This window comes from Bradyrhizobium sp. MI1.4 (genome assembly GCF_055811315.1).
The window spans coordinates 3,470-19,966 of sequence record NZ_JBVVPP010000042.1 but is presented as its reverse complement, the minus strand read 5'-3'; the positions used below and the strand labels follow the sequence as shown (position 1 = coordinate 19,966).

General features: G+C 65.6%; 12 protein-coding genes and 3 pseudogenes. 6 read left to right on the top strand and 9 right to left on the bottom strand.

Translation table 11 applies throughout. The features are described from left to right. Positions 1–19: 19 nt before the first annotated feature. From AC0L23_RS30300 to xylB, 5 genes are all read right to left on the bottom strand, one after another. On the bottom strand, positions 20–1,399 hold the full coding sequence (locus AC0L23_RS30300; RefSeq protein WP_085362214.1) for a TadE/TadG family type IV pilus assembly protein: 1,380 nt from the start codon (positions 1,397–1,399) through the stop codon (positions 20–22). 246 nt (positions 1,400–1,645) lie between these two features. Then, positions 1,646–2,593 carry an ABC transporter substrate-binding protein gene (locus AC0L23_RS30295; protein ID WP_018458273.1) on the bottom strand — a complete coding sequence of 316 codons (948 nt, stop codon included), beginning with the start codon at positions 2,591–2,593 and terminating at the stop codon, positions 1,646–1,648. A 153-nt stretch (positions 2,594–2,746) separates the two neighbouring features. Beyond that, positions 2,747–3,802, bottom strand: coding sequence for an ABC transporter permease subunit (locus tag AC0L23_RS30290; protein WP_018458272.1), 1,056 nt, complete (start codon positions 3,800–3,802; stop codon positions 2,747–2,749). Then, a complete protein-coding gene (locus AC0L23_RS30285) occupies positions 3,795–5,330 on the bottom strand; it encodes a sugar ABC transporter ATP-binding protein (RefSeq protein WP_085362213.1) in 1,536 nt (511 codons plus the stop codon). Before AC0L23_RS30285 ends, AC0L23_RS30290 begins: the two co-directional genes overlap by 8 nt. 210 nt (positions 5,331–5,540) lie before the next feature. Next, a complete protein-coding gene (gene xylB / locus AC0L23_RS30280; protein ID WP_085362212.1) occupies positions 5,541–6,986 on the bottom strand; it encodes a xylulokinase in 1,446 nt (481 codons plus the stop codon). A 143-nt stretch (positions 6,987–7,129) separates the two neighbouring features. Between xylB and AC0L23_RS30275 the strand changes: the two genes are divergently transcribed. The 4 genes from AC0L23_RS30275 to AC0L23_RS30260 all read left to right on the top strand — a co-directional run bounded on the left by AC0L23_RS30275 (position 7,130) and on the right by AC0L23_RS30260 (position 12,018). Beyond that, positions 7,130–8,383, top strand: coding sequence for an MFS transporter (locus AC0L23_RS30275; protein ID WP_085362211.1), 1,254 nt, complete (start codon positions 7,130–7,132; stop codon positions 8,381–8,383). 24 nt (positions 8,384–8,407) lie between these two features. Then, positions 8,408–9,601, top strand: a complete 1,194-nt coding sequence (locus AC0L23_RS30270; protein ID WP_085352057.1) for a M20/M25/M40 family metallo-hydrolase — start codon at positions 8,408–8,410, stop codon at positions 9,599–9,601. A gap of 74 nt (positions 9,602–9,675) precedes the next feature. Next, the gene (locus AC0L23_RS30265; protein WP_085352056.1) at positions 9,676–10,764 is read left to right on the top strand and encodes a mandelate racemase/muconate lactonizing enzyme family protein; all 1,089 of its coding nucleotides are present in this window, start codon (positions 9,676–9,678) and stop codon (positions 10,762–10,764) included. A gap of 105 nt (positions 10,765–10,869) precedes the next feature. Continuing rightward, a complete protein-coding gene (locus tag AC0L23_RS30260; protein ID WP_085352055.1) occupies positions 10,870–12,018 on the top strand; it encodes an amidohydrolase in 1,149 nt (382 codons plus the stop codon). 6 nt (positions 12,019–12,024) lie between these two features. On the opposite strand, the gene AC0L23_RS30255 is transcribed toward AC0L23_RS30260, so the two are convergent. Next, entirely contained in the window at positions 12,025–12,336 is a 312-nt protein-coding gene (locus tag AC0L23_RS30255) for a hypothetical protein (RefSeq protein WP_018458265.1), read from the bottom strand. Between AC0L23_RS30255 and AC0L23_RS30250 the strand changes: the two genes are divergently transcribed. Beyond that, positions 12,335–13,120 (top strand): DUF72 domain-containing protein, encoded by a 786-nt coding sequence (locus AC0L23_RS30250; RefSeq protein WP_018458264.1) that lies wholly within the window; start codon positions 12,335–12,337, stop codon positions 13,118–13,120. The genes AC0L23_RS30255 and AC0L23_RS30250 overlap by 2 nt on opposite strands. Here AC0L23_RS30250 and AC0L23_RS30245 read toward each other — a convergent pair. Next, a complete protein-coding gene (locus AC0L23_RS30245) occupies positions 13,117–14,304 on the bottom strand; it encodes a CaiB/BaiF CoA transferase family protein (protein WP_085362209.1) in 1,188 nt (395 codons plus the stop codon). The genes AC0L23_RS30250 and AC0L23_RS30245 overlap by 4 nt on opposite strands. Before the next feature lie 166 nt (positions 14,305–14,470). Between AC0L23_RS30245 and AC0L23_RS30240 the strand changes: the two are divergent. Further along, positions 14,471–15,357, top strand: a pseudogene (locus AC0L23_RS30240) (VOC family protein). 109 nt (positions 15,358–15,466) lie between these two features. Here AC0L23_RS30240 and AC0L23_RS30235 read toward each other — a convergent pair. Beyond that, positions 15,467–16,099, bottom strand: a pseudogene (locus AC0L23_RS30235) (carbohydrate porin); the annotation flags it as partial. A 103-nt stretch (positions 16,100–16,202) separates the two neighbouring features. Continuing rightward, positions 16,203–16,442 (bottom strand): annotated as a pseudogene (locus AC0L23_RS30230) (Ig-like domain-containing protein); the annotation flags it as partial. Positions 16,443–16,497 lie beyond the last annotated feature (55 nt).

The following is a 16,497-nucleotide window of genomic DNA, read 5'->3' as shown; positions in this document are numbered from 1 at the left end:
GCAAAATGGATATGTGGGGCTACTTCGAAACGCGCAGCTTGGAAATGGATGTGCCGATCTGGGTGAAGGCGGCGTCGATTTCGCTGGGGTTGCTCAGCATGAAGAAGTTTGCCGAGCCGCTCGCACATTTGGGAAGCACGGGCGACACCCCGGTGCCGTCGTCGAGCTGGACCGTGTAGATAGTCGTGTTCTTGGCCTTGACGGCGGTGCACAGAGCCTCCATTCGCGTGTCGATCTTGCCGCGTTCAGTCGAGGACGAGGTCATGGACCCGTCGCCGTTCCAGCGATTGACCGTGTTCTGGCCGTCGGTGAACAGGATGATCACGTGCTGGTACACGTTGTTGACGTCCTCGGCCGGCGCGTTCAGCGGCGCTTGCTGCAGCAGCGACAGCCAGCCCCAGTGCAGCCCGATGGTCTGATTGGTGCCGCCGTTGGCCGACATCGCGTCGATGGTGCTCTTGACGGTGCTGGCTGTGCTGGTCAGCGCCAGCAATTTGGCCGGGCAGTACGGGTCTTGGTCGGCGACAAATTGCGTTGTCAGCGCCGATGGCAATGCGTCGGAGACGTCGTAGCTCTGATCGCGGTCGGTCACACAGCCGTTCCAGTTCGAAGTCGAAGGCGAGCCTACGGAATGGCTCCAGGTGTAGCCATGCCCCTTGCACATCGCCATCGCGTACCAGGAGCTCCGTCCGCTGCTGCAATAGGAGTTGCTGGAGGAATCCTCCGACCTGGGGTCCCATAGATCCCAGCGCAGCCACGTGGCCGAGACCTTGTCGATGCCGACGTTGACGGCGCTCGCGAACGGAATCACGGAGAACATGACATCGCCCGGGGTCTTCGCCAGCGCCCCGAGCTTGTCGACAAGGTTCTTGGATGCGGTCTTCAGGTTGCTGATCTTGGTGCCCCCCATGGAACCGGTGTTGTCGAGCACCAGCGCGATGCGCAGCAGGTTGTTCCCCCAGGTCGAGGTCGAGCCGACGCTGAAGTCGAGGGTTGGAAAGCCGGCAATCTGCATGAACTGGCTCTTGATTTCGCCCGACGCCGCCATCGTCACCGTCGATCCCTTGCCGCCATTGTTGGCGGTGTAGGTGGCGGACGCCTTGACGTTCTGGCTGCCGGTGTGGGTATAGAGTGCGGCGAAGTAAGCGGCGCCAGCGGTCGGAACCTGGTCAGCCGTGATCTTCCCATCGGACAGGTTCTTGGCGACCATCAGCGCGGCCGAATCGAGCGCACCCTGCATCGCGGTGCGGGCGTGGGCGGCGCGGCTGTAGTCGATCGCAGCGCCGACGAATGACAAGACCGGCAACAAGGTGATGGCGAAGATGACGGCGATATTGCCGCGCTCGTCCCGGGCTAGGCGACCCAACGTGGTGGCGGCGGAAGAAGGGCTCAAGGTCATCGGGAATCCTCTGCAACCTCCAATAGGCAGTGGACTCTAAAGTATACGTTAAGTTACGCGCGAAAATGCTGGCAAACCGCCTTCCGCATGCGCGGCGCCGCCAAGGAGACCCGGACCTCCTGCGGGTTCCGCAGGCCGCTTGGTGATATGCGAACGGGGCCATCTTGCAGGGATCGCTGCCACATCTTCCGCTGGTGCCACGCGAGCCGACCAGCGCCGCATCCGGCGCCGGCCGCCTCTCGCCCGCTACTGCGACCGATCCGAGGTCCAGCCCTTGTACTCGCCGACATTGTCGCGCGTCACGAGTTTCGACGGCAGCAGCTCGACCGTGGACGCCGGCTTCTGGCCGTTGAGAATGCTGACGCCGACCTGCACGGCGCGGCGGGCCATGAAGAACGGGTCCTGCGAGGCGGAGGCCTGAATCTGCGTCGCCTGCGGGTCCTTGAGGGCCGCTTCGATGTCGGGGGCGCCGTCGACCGCGGTGATGACGATGCCGGTGCGCTGCTGCTGGCGCGCGGCGAGGTCGGTGCCGATCGCCTGCGGGTCGTTGATGGCGAAGATGGCGTCGATCTTGGCGAAGCGGGTCAGATAGCCCTGCGCCACCGTGAGGCCGCCTTCGCGCGAGCCCTTGCCGTCCTGGTCGCTGGACAGGACCTTGATGCCGGGATTCTTGCCGAGCACGTTCTTGCAGCCGACCACGCGATCGATCACCGCGGAGACCTGCGGGCCGTTCTCGATGATCACGTCGCCCTTGCCTCCCAGCTTGTCGACGATGTACTGGCAGGAGATCTCGCCGGCCTGGACGTTGTTGGTGGTCACCGTGGCGTCGGCGCCTTCGGCCGCGGTGTCGACGGCAACGACGACGATGCCGGCGGCCTGCGCCTTCTTGATCGCTGGTCCGATCGCCTTGGGATCGCCAGGGTTGAGCAGGATCAGGTCGACGCCGGCGGCGATGAAATTGTCGATCTGGGTGACCTGCTTGCCGAGATCATATTCGAAGCCCACCGTCGTGATCTTCACGTTGGGGTTGGTCTTCTTGGCCTCGAACTCGGCGCCCTTCGACAACGCGACGAAGAATGGATTGCCGAGCGAGCCCAGCGAAATGCCGATCGACTTAAGCTCCTTGGCGTAGGACGGCGCGGAGCTCAGGACGAGCGCCATCGCGGCGCCGGCAAGCGAGATCGACTTCAACATTGGCTTCCTCCCTGGTCTGTTTGAAGCTCCGGCGCGGCGACCAGTTGCCGTGACGGAATGAACATGACGGCGCGGTGCCGGCTGCATTTTCATGCTCCTTGTTTGAGCATGATCCTTTCGAAAAACCGCTTCGCACTTTTTCGGATCATGCTCTCAAGTCCGAGCCGAGCCCTGCAGCCGATAGCGGTCCAGCGCCACCGCGCCGATGATGACCAGACCCTTGATCACATATTGCCAGACGTCGGACACGCCGATCAGGATCAGGCCGTTCGACAGCACGGCAATGATCAGCGCGCCGACCAGCGTTCCCCAGATCGAGCCGATGCCGCCGACAAAGGAGGTGCCGCCCAGGATCACGGCGGTGATGGCGTCGAGCTCGTAGGACTGGCCGAGCTGCAGGCCATTGGCGGCGTAGAGGCGCGCTGCCTGCATCGCGCCGCCGAGGCCCGCGAGCAGGCCGGACACGCCATAGACGAAAATCAACACGGCCCAGACCTTGATGCCGGCGAGCCGCGCCGCGCTCTCATTGCCGCCGACCGCGTAGATGTGCACCCCGAGCACGGTGCGCTTGAGCACCAGCCACGACACCAGGATGACCAGCAACGCGATCACCCAGAGCCAGGGAATCGACAATACGCCGGGAATGAGGGTCAGAGCACCGTTGCCGATGAAGGCATAGGGGATCGACGGATTGAACACCGTGGTGTCGGCGCCGAGCAGGCGCGCCGCGCCGCGCACGGCGGTCAACGATCCCAGCGTGACGATGAAGGGCGGCAGGCGCAACAGCGCGATCAAGCCGCCGTTGAGAATGCCGAAGACGGTGCCGGTGAGCACCGCGGCCGGCAACCACAGCGCCCCGAGATCGGGAAATTTGGAGATGATCAGCCCGGCCATCGCCGCCGCCGCCAAGATGGAGCCGACCGACAGGTCGATGCCGCCGGTGAGGATGACGAAGGTCATGCCTGCGGCCAGCACGGTATTGACCGCGGACTGCTGCACCACGATGCCGATGTTCTGGCCGGTGAAGAAGCGGCCGTCCGACAGCACGTGAAAGCCGATGCACAAGAGCAGCAGCACCGGCAGCATGCCGACCGCGCGAATGATCATCCGCGTCCGCTGCCGCTTCGTCTCCTGCGCGGCGGCAAGACCGGGCGCGACGGGGACGGCTTTGGCGGGGGCGGTGTTGGCGGAAGCGCCGTTCTCAGGCATCGAGCTGCTCCGTTCCGGTGGCGAGGGCCATGATCTCCTCCTGATTGAGCGGCGATGTCGCGTCGCGCCGGATCTGCCCGGCGATATGTCCCGCGCGCATCACGATGACACGGTCGCAGATGCCGATGATCTCGGGCAGGTCGGACGAGATGACGAGAACCGCGGTGCCCGACTTCGCGAGATTGTCGATGATCGAATAGATCTCGGACTTGGCGCCGACGTCGACACCGCGCGTCGGCTCGTCGAGGATCAGGATCTTCGGGCCGATCGCGAGCAGCCGCGACAGCAGCACTTTCTGCTGGTTGCCGCCGGAGAGCCCGCCAGCGGGAACACCGACATTCGCAGCGCGGATGCCGAGCCCCGCGAACGCGCGCTTGGCGCGGTCACGGGCCTTGTCGCGGTCGAGAATGCCGCCGAATTTCGCATCGCGGCCGAGCACCGCGAGATTGATGTTGTCGAGGCAGGACATGTCGAGGAACAGGCCGAGCGCCTTCCTATCCTCGGTGAGGTAGGCAATGCCGGCGTCCAGCGCCTCACCGGGCGTGCGGATGGAGGCCGCGCGCCCGTCGATCTCGACATGGCCGGAGATCATGGGCGCGGCGCCGATGATGAGGTGCGCAAGCTCGGTGCGGCCGGCGCCGACCAGGCCGGCAAGCCCTACCACCTCGCCCGCATGCACCGTCAGCGAACATCCCTTGACGCGCCTGCCGTCGGCGATATCGACAGCCGCAAGCACGGGAGCTCCCGAGCGCGCGTTGGGATCGTTCCTGGGATCATGCTCCTTCTTGTAGAAGGACGAGACGTCGCGTCCCACCATCATCCGGACGATGGTGTCGGCACGGATGTCTGCCTTGTCGAGCGAGCCGACCAGCGTGCCGTCGCGCAGCACCGTGACGCGGTCGCCGAGCGCATAGACCTCGTCCATGCGATGCGAGATGTAGATGATGGCGAGACCTTCGGCGCGCAGCTGGCGGATCAGCGCGAACAGCCTTTCGCTCTCACCGGCCGACAACGCGGTGGTCGGCTCGTCCATGATCAGGATCCTGGAGCGGGCGTGCAGCGCGCGCGCGATCTCGACCAGTTGGCGCTGGCCCATCGAGAGATTGGCGACCTGCGTCTGCGGCGTGAAATCCGCGCCGAGCCGCGCCAGGATCGGACCGACGCCGGCCTGCATCGCCTCGCGCGCCAGCAAGCCGCCGCGGGAGACCTCGCGACCGAGATAGATATTCTCCGCAACGCTCAGGTTGGGGGCGAGCGAGAGTTCCTGATAGATGATCGCGATGCCGGCTGCGCGGCCGCCGAGCGGACCGCTGATCTGCACGGGCTGGCCGTCGATGCGGATTTCGCTGCCCGGGTCCGGCCGGTAGGCGCCCGACAGGATCTTCATCAGGGTGGATTTGCCGGCGCCGTTCTCGCCCATCAAAGCGTGGATTTCGCCCGCGTAGACGGTGAGGTCGACGTCGCGCAGCGCCTTGATGCTGAAGAACGATTTAGAGACCCGGCGCATCTCGAGGATGGGCTCGCTCATCACACCTCCCCGATGCGCCGACGGCGGCATCGCAATCTCACCCGCGTCTCGTTGGTCCCTGGCGCGCGCGCAAGCATTAAACAAAAGGTTGTGGCGCAGGGCAATACCTCCGGCATACCGACCAACGGTCCGGCGCTGCTTTTATCTTTTGCAGACGGAACCGATCCCGCGCGTGATGCCTTTTCTTCGCCACATCATCGCGTATCGCGATCAGCGCCGCGGCCGGTACAGGCGGCGCCATTGCGGCAGCCGCTCGGCATAGGCCTGCGCAAGCGCGCCGTCGGGCTCGAAGGTCTCGACGCGCTGTGGCGCGGTGCAGACGGCGTCGATCGCCTCACCGGTGACGGCGAGGCGGCCAAGCCGCGCCGCACCGAACGCCGCGCCCGTCTCGCCGTCGGCAAAGCAATGCACCGGCACGTTCAGGACATTGGCCAGCACCGAAAGCCAGAACCGCGACCGTGAGCCGCCGCCGATGACATCCGCCTCCGCGATCACCAATCCGGTCTCGGCCAGCACGTCCCGGCAATCCGCAAGCGCGAAGGCGACGCCTTCGAGCACGGCTTGCACGATCGCGTCACGATCGGTGGCGTGACTGATCCCATCGAGCATGCCGCGCACGTCGGGGTCATCGTGCGGGGTGCGTTCGCCGGAGAGGTACGGCAGGAAGCTGACCGGCGACGGCGCCCGCGGGCGCAACCCGAGCGGCGCCAGCAGCTCAGTCTCAGGGATCCCCAACAGCCGCGCGATCCAGGCCAGGCACGATGCCGCCGAGAGGATCGCGCCGGCTTGAATCCACCTGTCGGGGACGGCGTGACAGAACGTGTGCACGACCCGCTCCGGATTGGCCGCGATCGTCTCGGTCGGCACCAGCAATGCGCCGGAGGTTCCGAGCGAAATGAAGGCTGCCCCGGGATTGATGGCGCCGATGCCGATGGCTCCCGCCGGATTGTCGCCGGCCCCGCCCGCGATCATCGGCCGCCCGGTCATGCCCCAGCGCTGCGCCAACTCGCTCCGCAGCCGTGCAGCCGGCGCGCAGCCCTCGACCAGACGGGGCATCTGCCGGCGCGATAGCGCGGTCGCGGCGAGTCCTTCATCCGACCAATCGCGGCTGCTAACATCGAGCCACAGCGAACCCGAGGCGTCCGAGACATCCTCGATCGCCTCGCCGGTCAGCACCAGGCGCAGATAGGCCTTTGGTTGCAGCACGAGTTTTGTCGCCGCGAAGATCTCCGGTTCGTGCCTGGCGACCCACAGCAATTTTGGCGCGGTGAATCCCGGCATCGCCTTGTTGCCTGTCGTCGACCGCAAGGCGGGCCAGCGCCGCTCCAGCTCGGCGCATTCCGCAAAGGACCGTCCGTCATTCCAGAGAATGCAGGGCCGCAACGGCCTGTGGCTGGCGTCGAGCAGCGTCGCGCCGTGCATCTGGCCGGATAGGCCGATGCCCTCGACCTCGGCCAGTTCGCGCGCGTGATCCGCCTTCAGCGCGTCCAGCGTCGCGAACGTCGCCTCGATCCACTGTGCCGGGTCCTGCTCGCAATGGCCGGGACGCGGCGAGGAGACCGTCAGTGACCGGCTGCGGCTCGCCACCACGCGCTGCGCGTCGTCGACCAGAACGATTTTGACGGCGGAGGTGCCGAGGTCGATGCCGAGATACATGATGTCACTAGCCTTGCACGTTTAGGATCTTGCGCGTCCGTTGCCTTGTGCATCCACGACATTGCGGCCATGGCGGTCCCGATGTTGGCATGCACCCGTCTATCATGTAACCCCACCCGAAACCTTGCCGGGACGCAACGCCCATGACCACCACCGCCACCCACGACGCGGGAGCCACCCGCGCGCTGATCTTTGCGCTGCTTGCGCTGGCCTGCGGGCACATGCTCTCGACCTTGCTGCGCACCATTCCGGCGGTCAGCCTCGACCTGATGGCGGCGGATTTCGGCATCGAACCGCAGGCGCTGGCGAGCCTCACCTCGGTCTACCCGTTCGCGTTTGCGGCCGCGCAGATCCCGGTCGGTGCGGCGATGGACCGCTTTGGCGTGCGGCCGGTGTCGCTGAGCCTGCTCGCGGGAACCGTGGTCGGCGCCATCGCGTCGGGGTTCGCAACGGGACCCGAAAGCTTCGCCATCGGGCAGGTGCTGCTGGGCATTGCCACCTCCGGCATGCTGATGTGCCCGATGACGTTGGCGGCCAAGCAATTGTCGGCCGCGCGCTTTGGGCTGTGGTCGGGCGCGATCCTCTCGATCGGCAATATCGGCATGCTGTTGTCGTCGAGTCCGCTCGCCTTCGTGGTCGACACTTGCGGCTGGCGCGCCGGGTTCTGGATCTCGGCGCTCGGCGGCGTCGCCGTGGCGCTCGCGGTGTTCCTGCTGGTGCCGAGCCAGCCGGCCGAGCACAAGGACGAGTCCTCGCCGCTGTCGCAGATGATCGAGGTGCTCAGGCTCGGACTGTCGCGGCCCTTGCGCGGCCTGATCGCGCTGGCGCTGGTGTCGCTTGCGACCTCGCTGGTGCTGCGCGGCCTGTGGGGCGGACCGTGGCTGATGCAGGTCAAGGGATTGTCGCGGGTCGAGGCCGGCAACCAGCTCGGCGCGTTCACGCTGGCCATGATCGCAGGTCCGCTTGTCATCGGCATGATCGACCGCAGGCTGGGACGCCGCCGCGCGCTGGTGGCGGGAACGCACCTCGTCGGCGCGTTGCTGCTGGCGCTGATGGCGTTAGGGGCCCCGCGCTATGCCATTTCCGTGTTGTGTGGTGTTGCGGTGATGCCGCCGCAATACGACCTCGTGCTGATCGTGCTCATCGGGCTTGCCACTTCCGCACAGCCGCTGCTGTTCGGCATGTCGCGGCAGCTGGTCGACGCCCAAGTTGCGGGCAAGGCGCTCGCGGCGATCAACCTCGCCTTCTTCCTCGGCGCGGCGCTGATGCAATCGATCACCGGTGCGGTGGCGGCCTTTGCAGGGTTGCCGGCGGTGCTGCTTTTCATGGCAGCCATGCTTGGCATCGGCGCGCTGATCTTTTTGGTCTATACCTCGCCAAGACCGACGATAGAGTAGAGCCCTGCATCAAGGGGACATCTCATGCCTGTCGACACCAAAGCCGCCACCGACCGCCTCTTGCGCTTTCTCGCCGTCGAGGGCGTCACCGGACAGGAGGCCGCAATCGGGCGTGAGCTCACGGCTGCGCTGAAGGAGAGCGGCGTGCCGGCGAAAGCGATCCGGCTCGACGACGCCAATACCCGCATTCCGGTGCCGACCGAGACCGGCAACCTCATCGTCGACCTGCCCGGCCGCGGCGCGCTGCACAACCAGCCGCGCATCATGTTCATGACCCACATGGATACCGTGCCGCTATGCGCCGGCGCCAAGCCGAAAAAGTCGGGTCGCAAGATCGTCAATGATGCGAAGACCGCGCTCGGCGGCGACAATCGCTGCGGCTGCGGCGTGCTGGTGACGCTGGCGGCCGAGCTCGAAAAGCAGCAACTCGATCATCCGCCGATCACGCTGCTGTTCTGCGTGCGCGAGGAGAGCGGGCTCTATGGCGCGCGCCACGTCAAGCTGGACGAGCTCGGCTCGCCGGTGATGGCCTTCAACTATGACGGCGGCTCGGCCTCCAACGTCGTCATCGGCGCCGTGGGTGCCGACCGCTGGACCGTGGAAATCTTCGGCCGCGCCTCGCATGCCGGCGTCGCGCCGGAGCGCGGCATCTCCTCGACCATGATCCTCGCGCTTGCGCTCGCCGACGTGAAGGCCGGCGGCTGGTTCGGCAAGGTGGTCAAGCGCAAGCAGCAAGGCACCAGCAATGTCGGCCCCGTCACCGGCGGCGAGGGAAGGCCTGCGGGCGACGCCACCAACGTCGTCACCGACTACGTCCATGTGCGCGGCGAAAGCCGCAGCCATGACGGAAAGTTCTTCAAGGAGATCACAAAAGCCTACAAGGCCGCGTTCGAGAAGGCGGCCAAGAAAGTCACCAACGCGCAAGGAAAGTCCGGCAAGGTCAAGTTCAAGGCCGAGACCGACTATTTCCCGTTCCGCATGAAGGACAACCTTCCTGTCGTCAAACGCGCGGTGGAGGCCGTGTCCGCCGTCGGCGGCACCCCGAACGTGCGCACCGCCAATGGCGGCCTCGATGCCAACTGGATGGTCCGCCACGGCGTTCCGACCGTGACCTTCGGCGCCGGCCAGAACGAGGTGCACACGATCGACGAGTGGATCAATCTCGACGAATACGACCGCGCCTGCGCGCTGGCCGTGCAGCTCGCGACGATGCGGTGAGCTGCCTTGCATGGCGCGCGCTTGCCGGGCGGTGCGCGTCGGCCTAGCCTGCAAAGAAAACGCAGGGAGGCCGCATGCCGCGCATTTCGACCATCGAGACCGGATTCTACCGGATCCCCCTTCCCGTCACGCTGTCGGACTCGATGCATGGCGACATGGCGGCGTTCGAGCTGATCACCTGCCGCATCCGGGATGCCGATGGCGCCGAGGGGGTCGGCTACACTTACACGGTCGGACGCAATGGCGGCGCCGTCGCCGACATCCTCAAGCGCGAGATCCCGCCGCTCGTCGAAGGCCGCGAGGCCGATGATACCGAGGCGATCTGGCACCAGGTCTGGTGGGCACTGCATTATGGCGGGCGCGGCGGGCCAGCGGTGCTGGCGCTCTCGGCACTCGACATCGCGCTGTGGGATTTGAAGGCGCGGCGCGCGCAATTGCCGCTGTATCAGTTGCTCGGCGGATTCGACGCGCGCGTGCCGTGTTATGCGGGCGGCATCGATCTCGATCTCTCCGTCGATGCACTGCTCGCGCAGACTGACGGCAATCTCAGCAAGGGCTTTCGCGCCATCAAGATGAAGGCCGGCCGCCCCGATCTCAAATCGGATGTGGCGCGGGTCGCGGCGATGCGACAGCATCTCGGTGACGGCTTTCCGTTGATGGTGGATGCCAACATGAAATGGACGGTCGAGGAAGCGATCCGCGCCGCCCGCGCGTTCCAACCGTATGACCTCACCTGGCTCGAGGAGCCGATCATTCCCGATGACGTCGCGGGCCACACTCGCATCATGCAGGCCGGCGGCGTGCCGATCGCGGCGGGCGAGAATTTACGTTCGCTTTGGGAGTTCAAGAACTACATCGTCGCGGGCGCGGTGTCCTATCCCGAGCCTGACGTCACCAATTGCGGCGGCGTCTCCGCCTTCATGAAGATCGGGCGGCTGTCGGAGGCGTTCAACCTGCCCGTCACCAGCCATGGCGCGCATGACGTCACCGTGCACCTGCTCGCGGCCTGCCCGAACCGGTCGTATCTGGAGGCGCACGGTTTTGGGCTCGACAAATTTATCGAGCATCCACTGGTGCTGCAGGACGGGCTTGCGCTCGCGCCGGACCGTATCGGCCACGGCATCAGCTTCGATTGGGACGGGCTGGCGAAGCTGTCGGCGTAGACGGGAGCGCGTTGCTGCACGCGAGGCATTCGCGGAGGCTTGATGCAAGCTGCGGTTATTCGGCTATGGTGTCGACGCCGACACACAAGCCGAGAGATTCCCGCCTTGACCCCCGAGCTGCACCAGAAACTGACCGCGTGGCGCCGGCATTTGCATGCGCATCCCGAACTGTCGCTCCAGGAGAAAGCCACCGCGGCCTTCGTGCAGGACAAGCTCACCGAGCTCGGCATTTCCTTCGAGGCCAACATCGGCGGTCACGGCATCGTCGCGACCCTGACGCGCGGCCACGCCCAGGGCCGCGTCGGCCTGCGGGCCGACATGGATGCGCTGCCGATCACCGAAGATACGGGGCTAGCTTACGCTTCGCAAAACCCCGGTGTGATGCATGCCTGCGGCCATGACGGGCATACCGCTTCGCTGCTCGGCGCGGCCGCGCTGCTCGCCGCCGACACCAGCTGGAGCGGGACGGTCGATTTCATCTTCCAGCCGGCCGAGGAAGGTTATGGCGGCTCGCGCGCGATGGTCGCGGCCGGGCTGTTCGACCGCTTTCCGATGCAACGGGTGTTCGGCTTTCACAACTGGCCGGGGCTCGCCGCCGGCACCATCGCGGTCCATGACGGCGTCGTCATGGCCTCCGGCGGGCGCATCACCATCACCATCGATGGCCATGCCGGTCACGCCGGCATGCCGCATCTGACGCGCGATCCGGTGATGGCGGCCGGCCATTTGATCGTGGCGCTGCAATCGATCGTCTCGCGCAGCGTCGATCCGCTCGACACCGCCGTGCTCTCGCTCTGCACGCTCGAAGGCGGCACGGCACGCAACCAAATCGCCGGACGCGTCTCGATCGGCGGCACGCTGCGCTACCATCGCGATGCGGTGAAGGACACCGTTTTGGCGCGGATCGAACAGATCTGCGCCGGGATTGCCACGAGCTTCGGCGTCAAGGTCACGCCCGAGATCGTCATTGGCGTCGGCGTGGTCATCAACACGCCGGCAGAAGCGGATCTCGCGCGCCTCGCGGCGGACACGGTACGGGCCGAGTTGCGGCGCGACCTCGCGCCCAGCATGGCCGGCGAGGATTTTGCCCACTATCTCTCGCGGCGTCCGGGCGCCTTCGTCTGGATCGGCAATGGCGAATTGCGGGATGGCGCCGAGCTGCACGGCCCGCGCTATGATTTCAACGACGCGATCCTGCCGGTGGCATCGAGCTGGATGGCGGAAGTCGCCAAGGCGGCGCTGGCCTCGAACTAGGCCCGCTCACGAGATCTCGCGCGGCAACTTCCAGCCGGGCTTCGGCTCGAACGTCTCCTCGACCTGCGCGACGTGATAGCCGGCGGGCAGAAGGCGGCCGCCCTCCTCGTCCGCGACCGGTACGTCGGTTACCAGCCCCTCGATCAAGGCGGCTTCCCACACCTCCTTCTCCGTCGGAAAGGGATCGCCGATCTGCTTGTTGCCTTCGAACAGCGCGTACATCGGTTCCGGTCCTGCGTTGATCAAGCTCACGAGCAACGTATCGGCCGCACGGACGTTCCCATCCGGCAAATCGCAATGGATGGACACGTCGAACATGGCGCGCGTTCTGATCGGAACTTCCGGCTGGCATTACGCCTCCTGGCGAGGCCCGTTCTTTCCCAAGGGCGTGACGCTGAAGCAGCAGCTGAGCTACTACGCCGGACAGTTCGACACCACCGAGCTGAACGGGGTGTTCTACCGCACCCCGACGCCGGAGGCCGTCGAGGGTTGGCGGGAGCAGACCGGCCGCGATTTCGTCTTTGCCTGGAAGGCCTCGAAATTCATCACGCACTGGAAGCGCCTGTCGGATCGCTCGGTGAACAGCCTCGAACTGCTGGAGGATCGCATCTCACGGCTCGGCGGCAAGGCCGGCCCGATCCTGTTCCAGCTCCCGCCGCAATTCGAGGCCGACGCGGACCGCCTCGCCGGCTTCTTCAAGCTGTTGTCGCGGAAGCGGCGTTACAGTTTCGAATTCCGTCATCCGAGCTGGTATCAGCCGCGCATCTTGCGGATGCTGGCCGACGAGAACATCTCGCTGTGCCTGTCCGATCATCACGACGCGCCCGCGCCATGGAAGCGCACGGCGGATTTCGTCTATGTGCGCGGGCACGGGCCCAGCGGGCGCTATCACGGGCACTATACGAAACCCACGCTGGCGCAATGGGCGCGGCGCATCAAATCCTGGAAGCGGCAGGGCTGCGACGTCTACGTCTATTTCGACAACGACCAGAAGAGCGCGGCGCCGGCCGATGCACAGGCGTTGAAGCAATTGCTCAACGTGCGGCAAAGCGCGGCGATCACGACGGCAAGCCGCCGTGCAGGTGCCGTTGTTCACCGCTAGACGATGCCGCCTTGCCGGAGCGCCGCGATCGCGGCCTTGTCGTAGCCGAGCTCGGTCAGGATAAGATCGGTATGCTCGCCGAGCGTGGGCGGGCGAATCGCGATTTCGCCGGGCGTTTCCGACAGGCGGACGGCGGCGCGTGCCACCGGTGCGGGCTTCGGCAGACCTGGATAGTCGACGTCCTGCATGAATCCGGCGGCGCGGACGTGCGGATGATCCAGCGCCTGCTGCGGGCTCAGCACGGGGCCGGTCGGAATCATGGCCTTGCCCAGGGTGTCGACGGCTTCCTCCGTGGTGCGCTCGGCGCACCAGCGCGCCATGCGCTCGCTGATGACAGGGCCATTGTTGCCGCGGCTGATGTCGTCCGCAAAGCGCGGATCGTTCAGCCAGACCTCCTCCTCGCCCATCAGTTTCGCCCAGCGCTTGAACAGCGGATGCCCCGTGACCTGGCACAGCACCCAGCCGTCCCTGGTGCGGTAGATGTCGGCGGGCGCCGCGGTCTGGCCGAGATTGCCTGTCGGCACGCGATTGACGTTGATGACGGCCTGCTCGATCAGCGTCGCGTTGGTGAAGGACAAGGCGGTTGCGAGCAACGCGCCCTCGACGATCTGCCCGCGCCCGGATTTGCCGCGCTCGATCAGTGCGGCGAGCGTGCCGAACGCGCAATGTAGCGCGGTCCCGAAATCGACCCAGTTGACCGCGGCCCGGTAGGGTGGATCGCCGGCGCCCGTCATGTACACCGAGCCCGACATGACCTGGCCGACACCATCGAAGCCGACACGGTCGGACCATGGCCCCGGCCCGCCAAACGCGGTGGCCGTCGTCAGGATGATGTCCGGCTTGATCGCCTTGAGCGAATCGTAGTCGAGCTTCATCGCGCGCAAGGTCTGCGGCGGCAAATTGGCGACGACCACGTCCGCGGTCGCAATCAGGCGGCGCATCACCTCCTGTCCTTCCGGCTTCATCGGATCGAGCGTGAGGCACTTCTTGTTGCGGTTGACTTGAAGAAACAGCGCGCCTTCGCCAGTTTCGCCGACCGGCGCCACGAAACGATCCTCGCTGCCGTCGCGCTTCTCCACGCGAATGACCTCGGCGCCGAATTCGGCCAGCAAGGTCGCGCAATAGGGCCCCGCGATATAGCGCCCGAAATCAAGAACGCGGACGCCCGCCAGAACCCCTCCCATCGATCTCTTTCCTTTGTGCTTTTTGTCAGCTTACAGGGATTGGCATTTGCGGCAAGGTGGCAATGGACGCCATGCCCCACCCTCGAGATGTGATCGGTGAATCATTTCGACTGGCGGAAATTGTGCTCTAGTATGGACCTGTCCCTCCCCCATCAGAGCCCCGTCCATGCCGCAACAATTCGATCGATCAAAGAAGATCTCGGCAACGCGATCCATTTCGAGCACGTCAACATCCAGGTCCCGGACCAGCGCCTCGCCACGCTGTTCTATGTCGCAGGTCTCGGGCTCACCCGGGATCCGTATCTGATGGTGTCCGACACCAACATGTGGATCAACGCCGGACGGAGCCAGTTTCATTTGCCGAGCGGCCGGCCGCAGGTGCTGCGCGGTCATGTCGGACTCGTCATCGCCGGCCGCGAGGCGCTGCTGGCGCGATTGGCGTCGGTCGCCAAAAAGCTCGAGGGCACCGCGTTCGCCTTCGCCGAGCATAACGACCATGTCGAGGCGATTTGTCCGTGGGGCAACCGCCTGCGCTGCTACGAGCCCGACGCCGCGCGCTTCGGCCGTGTCGCGCTCGGCGTTCCCTATGTCGAGTTCGACGTGCCGGTGGGATCGGCCGCTCGCATCTGCGCCTTCTACCCCGAGATCATGGGCATGCCATCCGAGTTACGGAACGGCGACGGTACGGTTGCCGCCGTGAAGACCGGCCGCGACCAGCATCTGTTGTTTCGCGAGACCGATCGGCCGCAAGGCGACTATGACGGCCACCATGTGCAGATGTACATCACGGATTTTTCCGGCCCTTACCGCAAGCTGCTGGCGCGCGATTTGATCTCGCGCGAGGACAATCAGTACCAGTACCGCTTCTGCGACATCGTCGATCTCGACAGCGGCAAGCCGCTGTTCACGGTCGAGCACGAGGTGCGCAGCGCCACCCACCCGATGTTCATGCGGCCGATGGTCAATCGCAATCCGGCGATCAACAACCGCAATTACGCGTTCGGTCACGATCAGGCGTCTTGGGCGATGGGACCGGATCAATACGAGGGATAGGTGATAACCAAGTCCCGGGCGGCTCCGCTGAGTGGAGCCGCCACACGTTGCGTGCGTTCCGGTGGGACGGGCATGCCCCACCTTTCGCATCAGACGGGTGAGCGTCCCGTCAGAAGTGGACCTCGGTGCGCATGCCAAGAACCACGGCGTTGTCGGTCTTCACGCCCGCCGCGTTATAGCCGCGCCCACCGGGATTGATGACATACTGAGCGTCGAACTTGAGGTTCAGCCAGCCGGTCGCCTGCCATCCGTACCAGACTTCAAGCGGCACTTCGTTGCCGCCGGCGTTCGGACTGAGGGCAGCCGTGTTCACGTGCGTCGTGCCGACCGCGAAGCCGACTTCGTCCTGGGGACGCCAGGAGAACGTTCCGGTATGCCTGAAGCCCAGGGCGATCTGGTAATCCTGGTACGACGTCCGGTGATCGGCAACGGTCGTATTGAGGAAGGTGTACCAACCTACCGCACCGGGACCGTCAACGGTCAATCGTTGCAGGATCGATTCGTAGACACCGTAGCGGCCGCGTTGATCGCTGATATTTTGATCGGGCACACCACCGACGCCCGGGATGGTGCCGATAACACCCGGAAGGCCGCCATCAATGGACGAGGCGCTGTCGTACCAGCCGCCGAGTCTCCAGGTCCCGGTCAAGGGGCCCTTCGGCGTCCAGACCAACTCCACCGGCACCATCACGCCACTGGCGGGGTTCGAGGCGGGAATGCCGGGCAAGAAGTAGACGCCCGGGATTGTAATTGGACAGCCGATTGACCGTGTAATTCGCAACCACGACCTGCGTCGCGCCCTCGGCCAGGTGCTGGTAGGCCGCATTCGACGCCTCGAAGCTGTAGCTGCCGTCCGCGTTGATCGTCAGGCCGGCGACCGCGCTGGTCTGCGCATAGGTCAGCGTCGCGCCGTCATCCACGTCGCTGTCGTTGGTCGCCACAGAGCCCGTGATGGTGCTGTCTTCCAGACCGCTGTTGGTGTCGGCAACCGCAACCGGCGTGTCGTTGGTGCCGGTCAGCGTGATCGTCAGCGTCGAGGGGGCGCTGGCGCCATGCTCGTCGGTGACCGTGTAATTCGCAACCACGACCTGCGTCGCGCCCTCGGCCAGGTGCTGGTAGGCCGCATTCGACGCCTCGAAG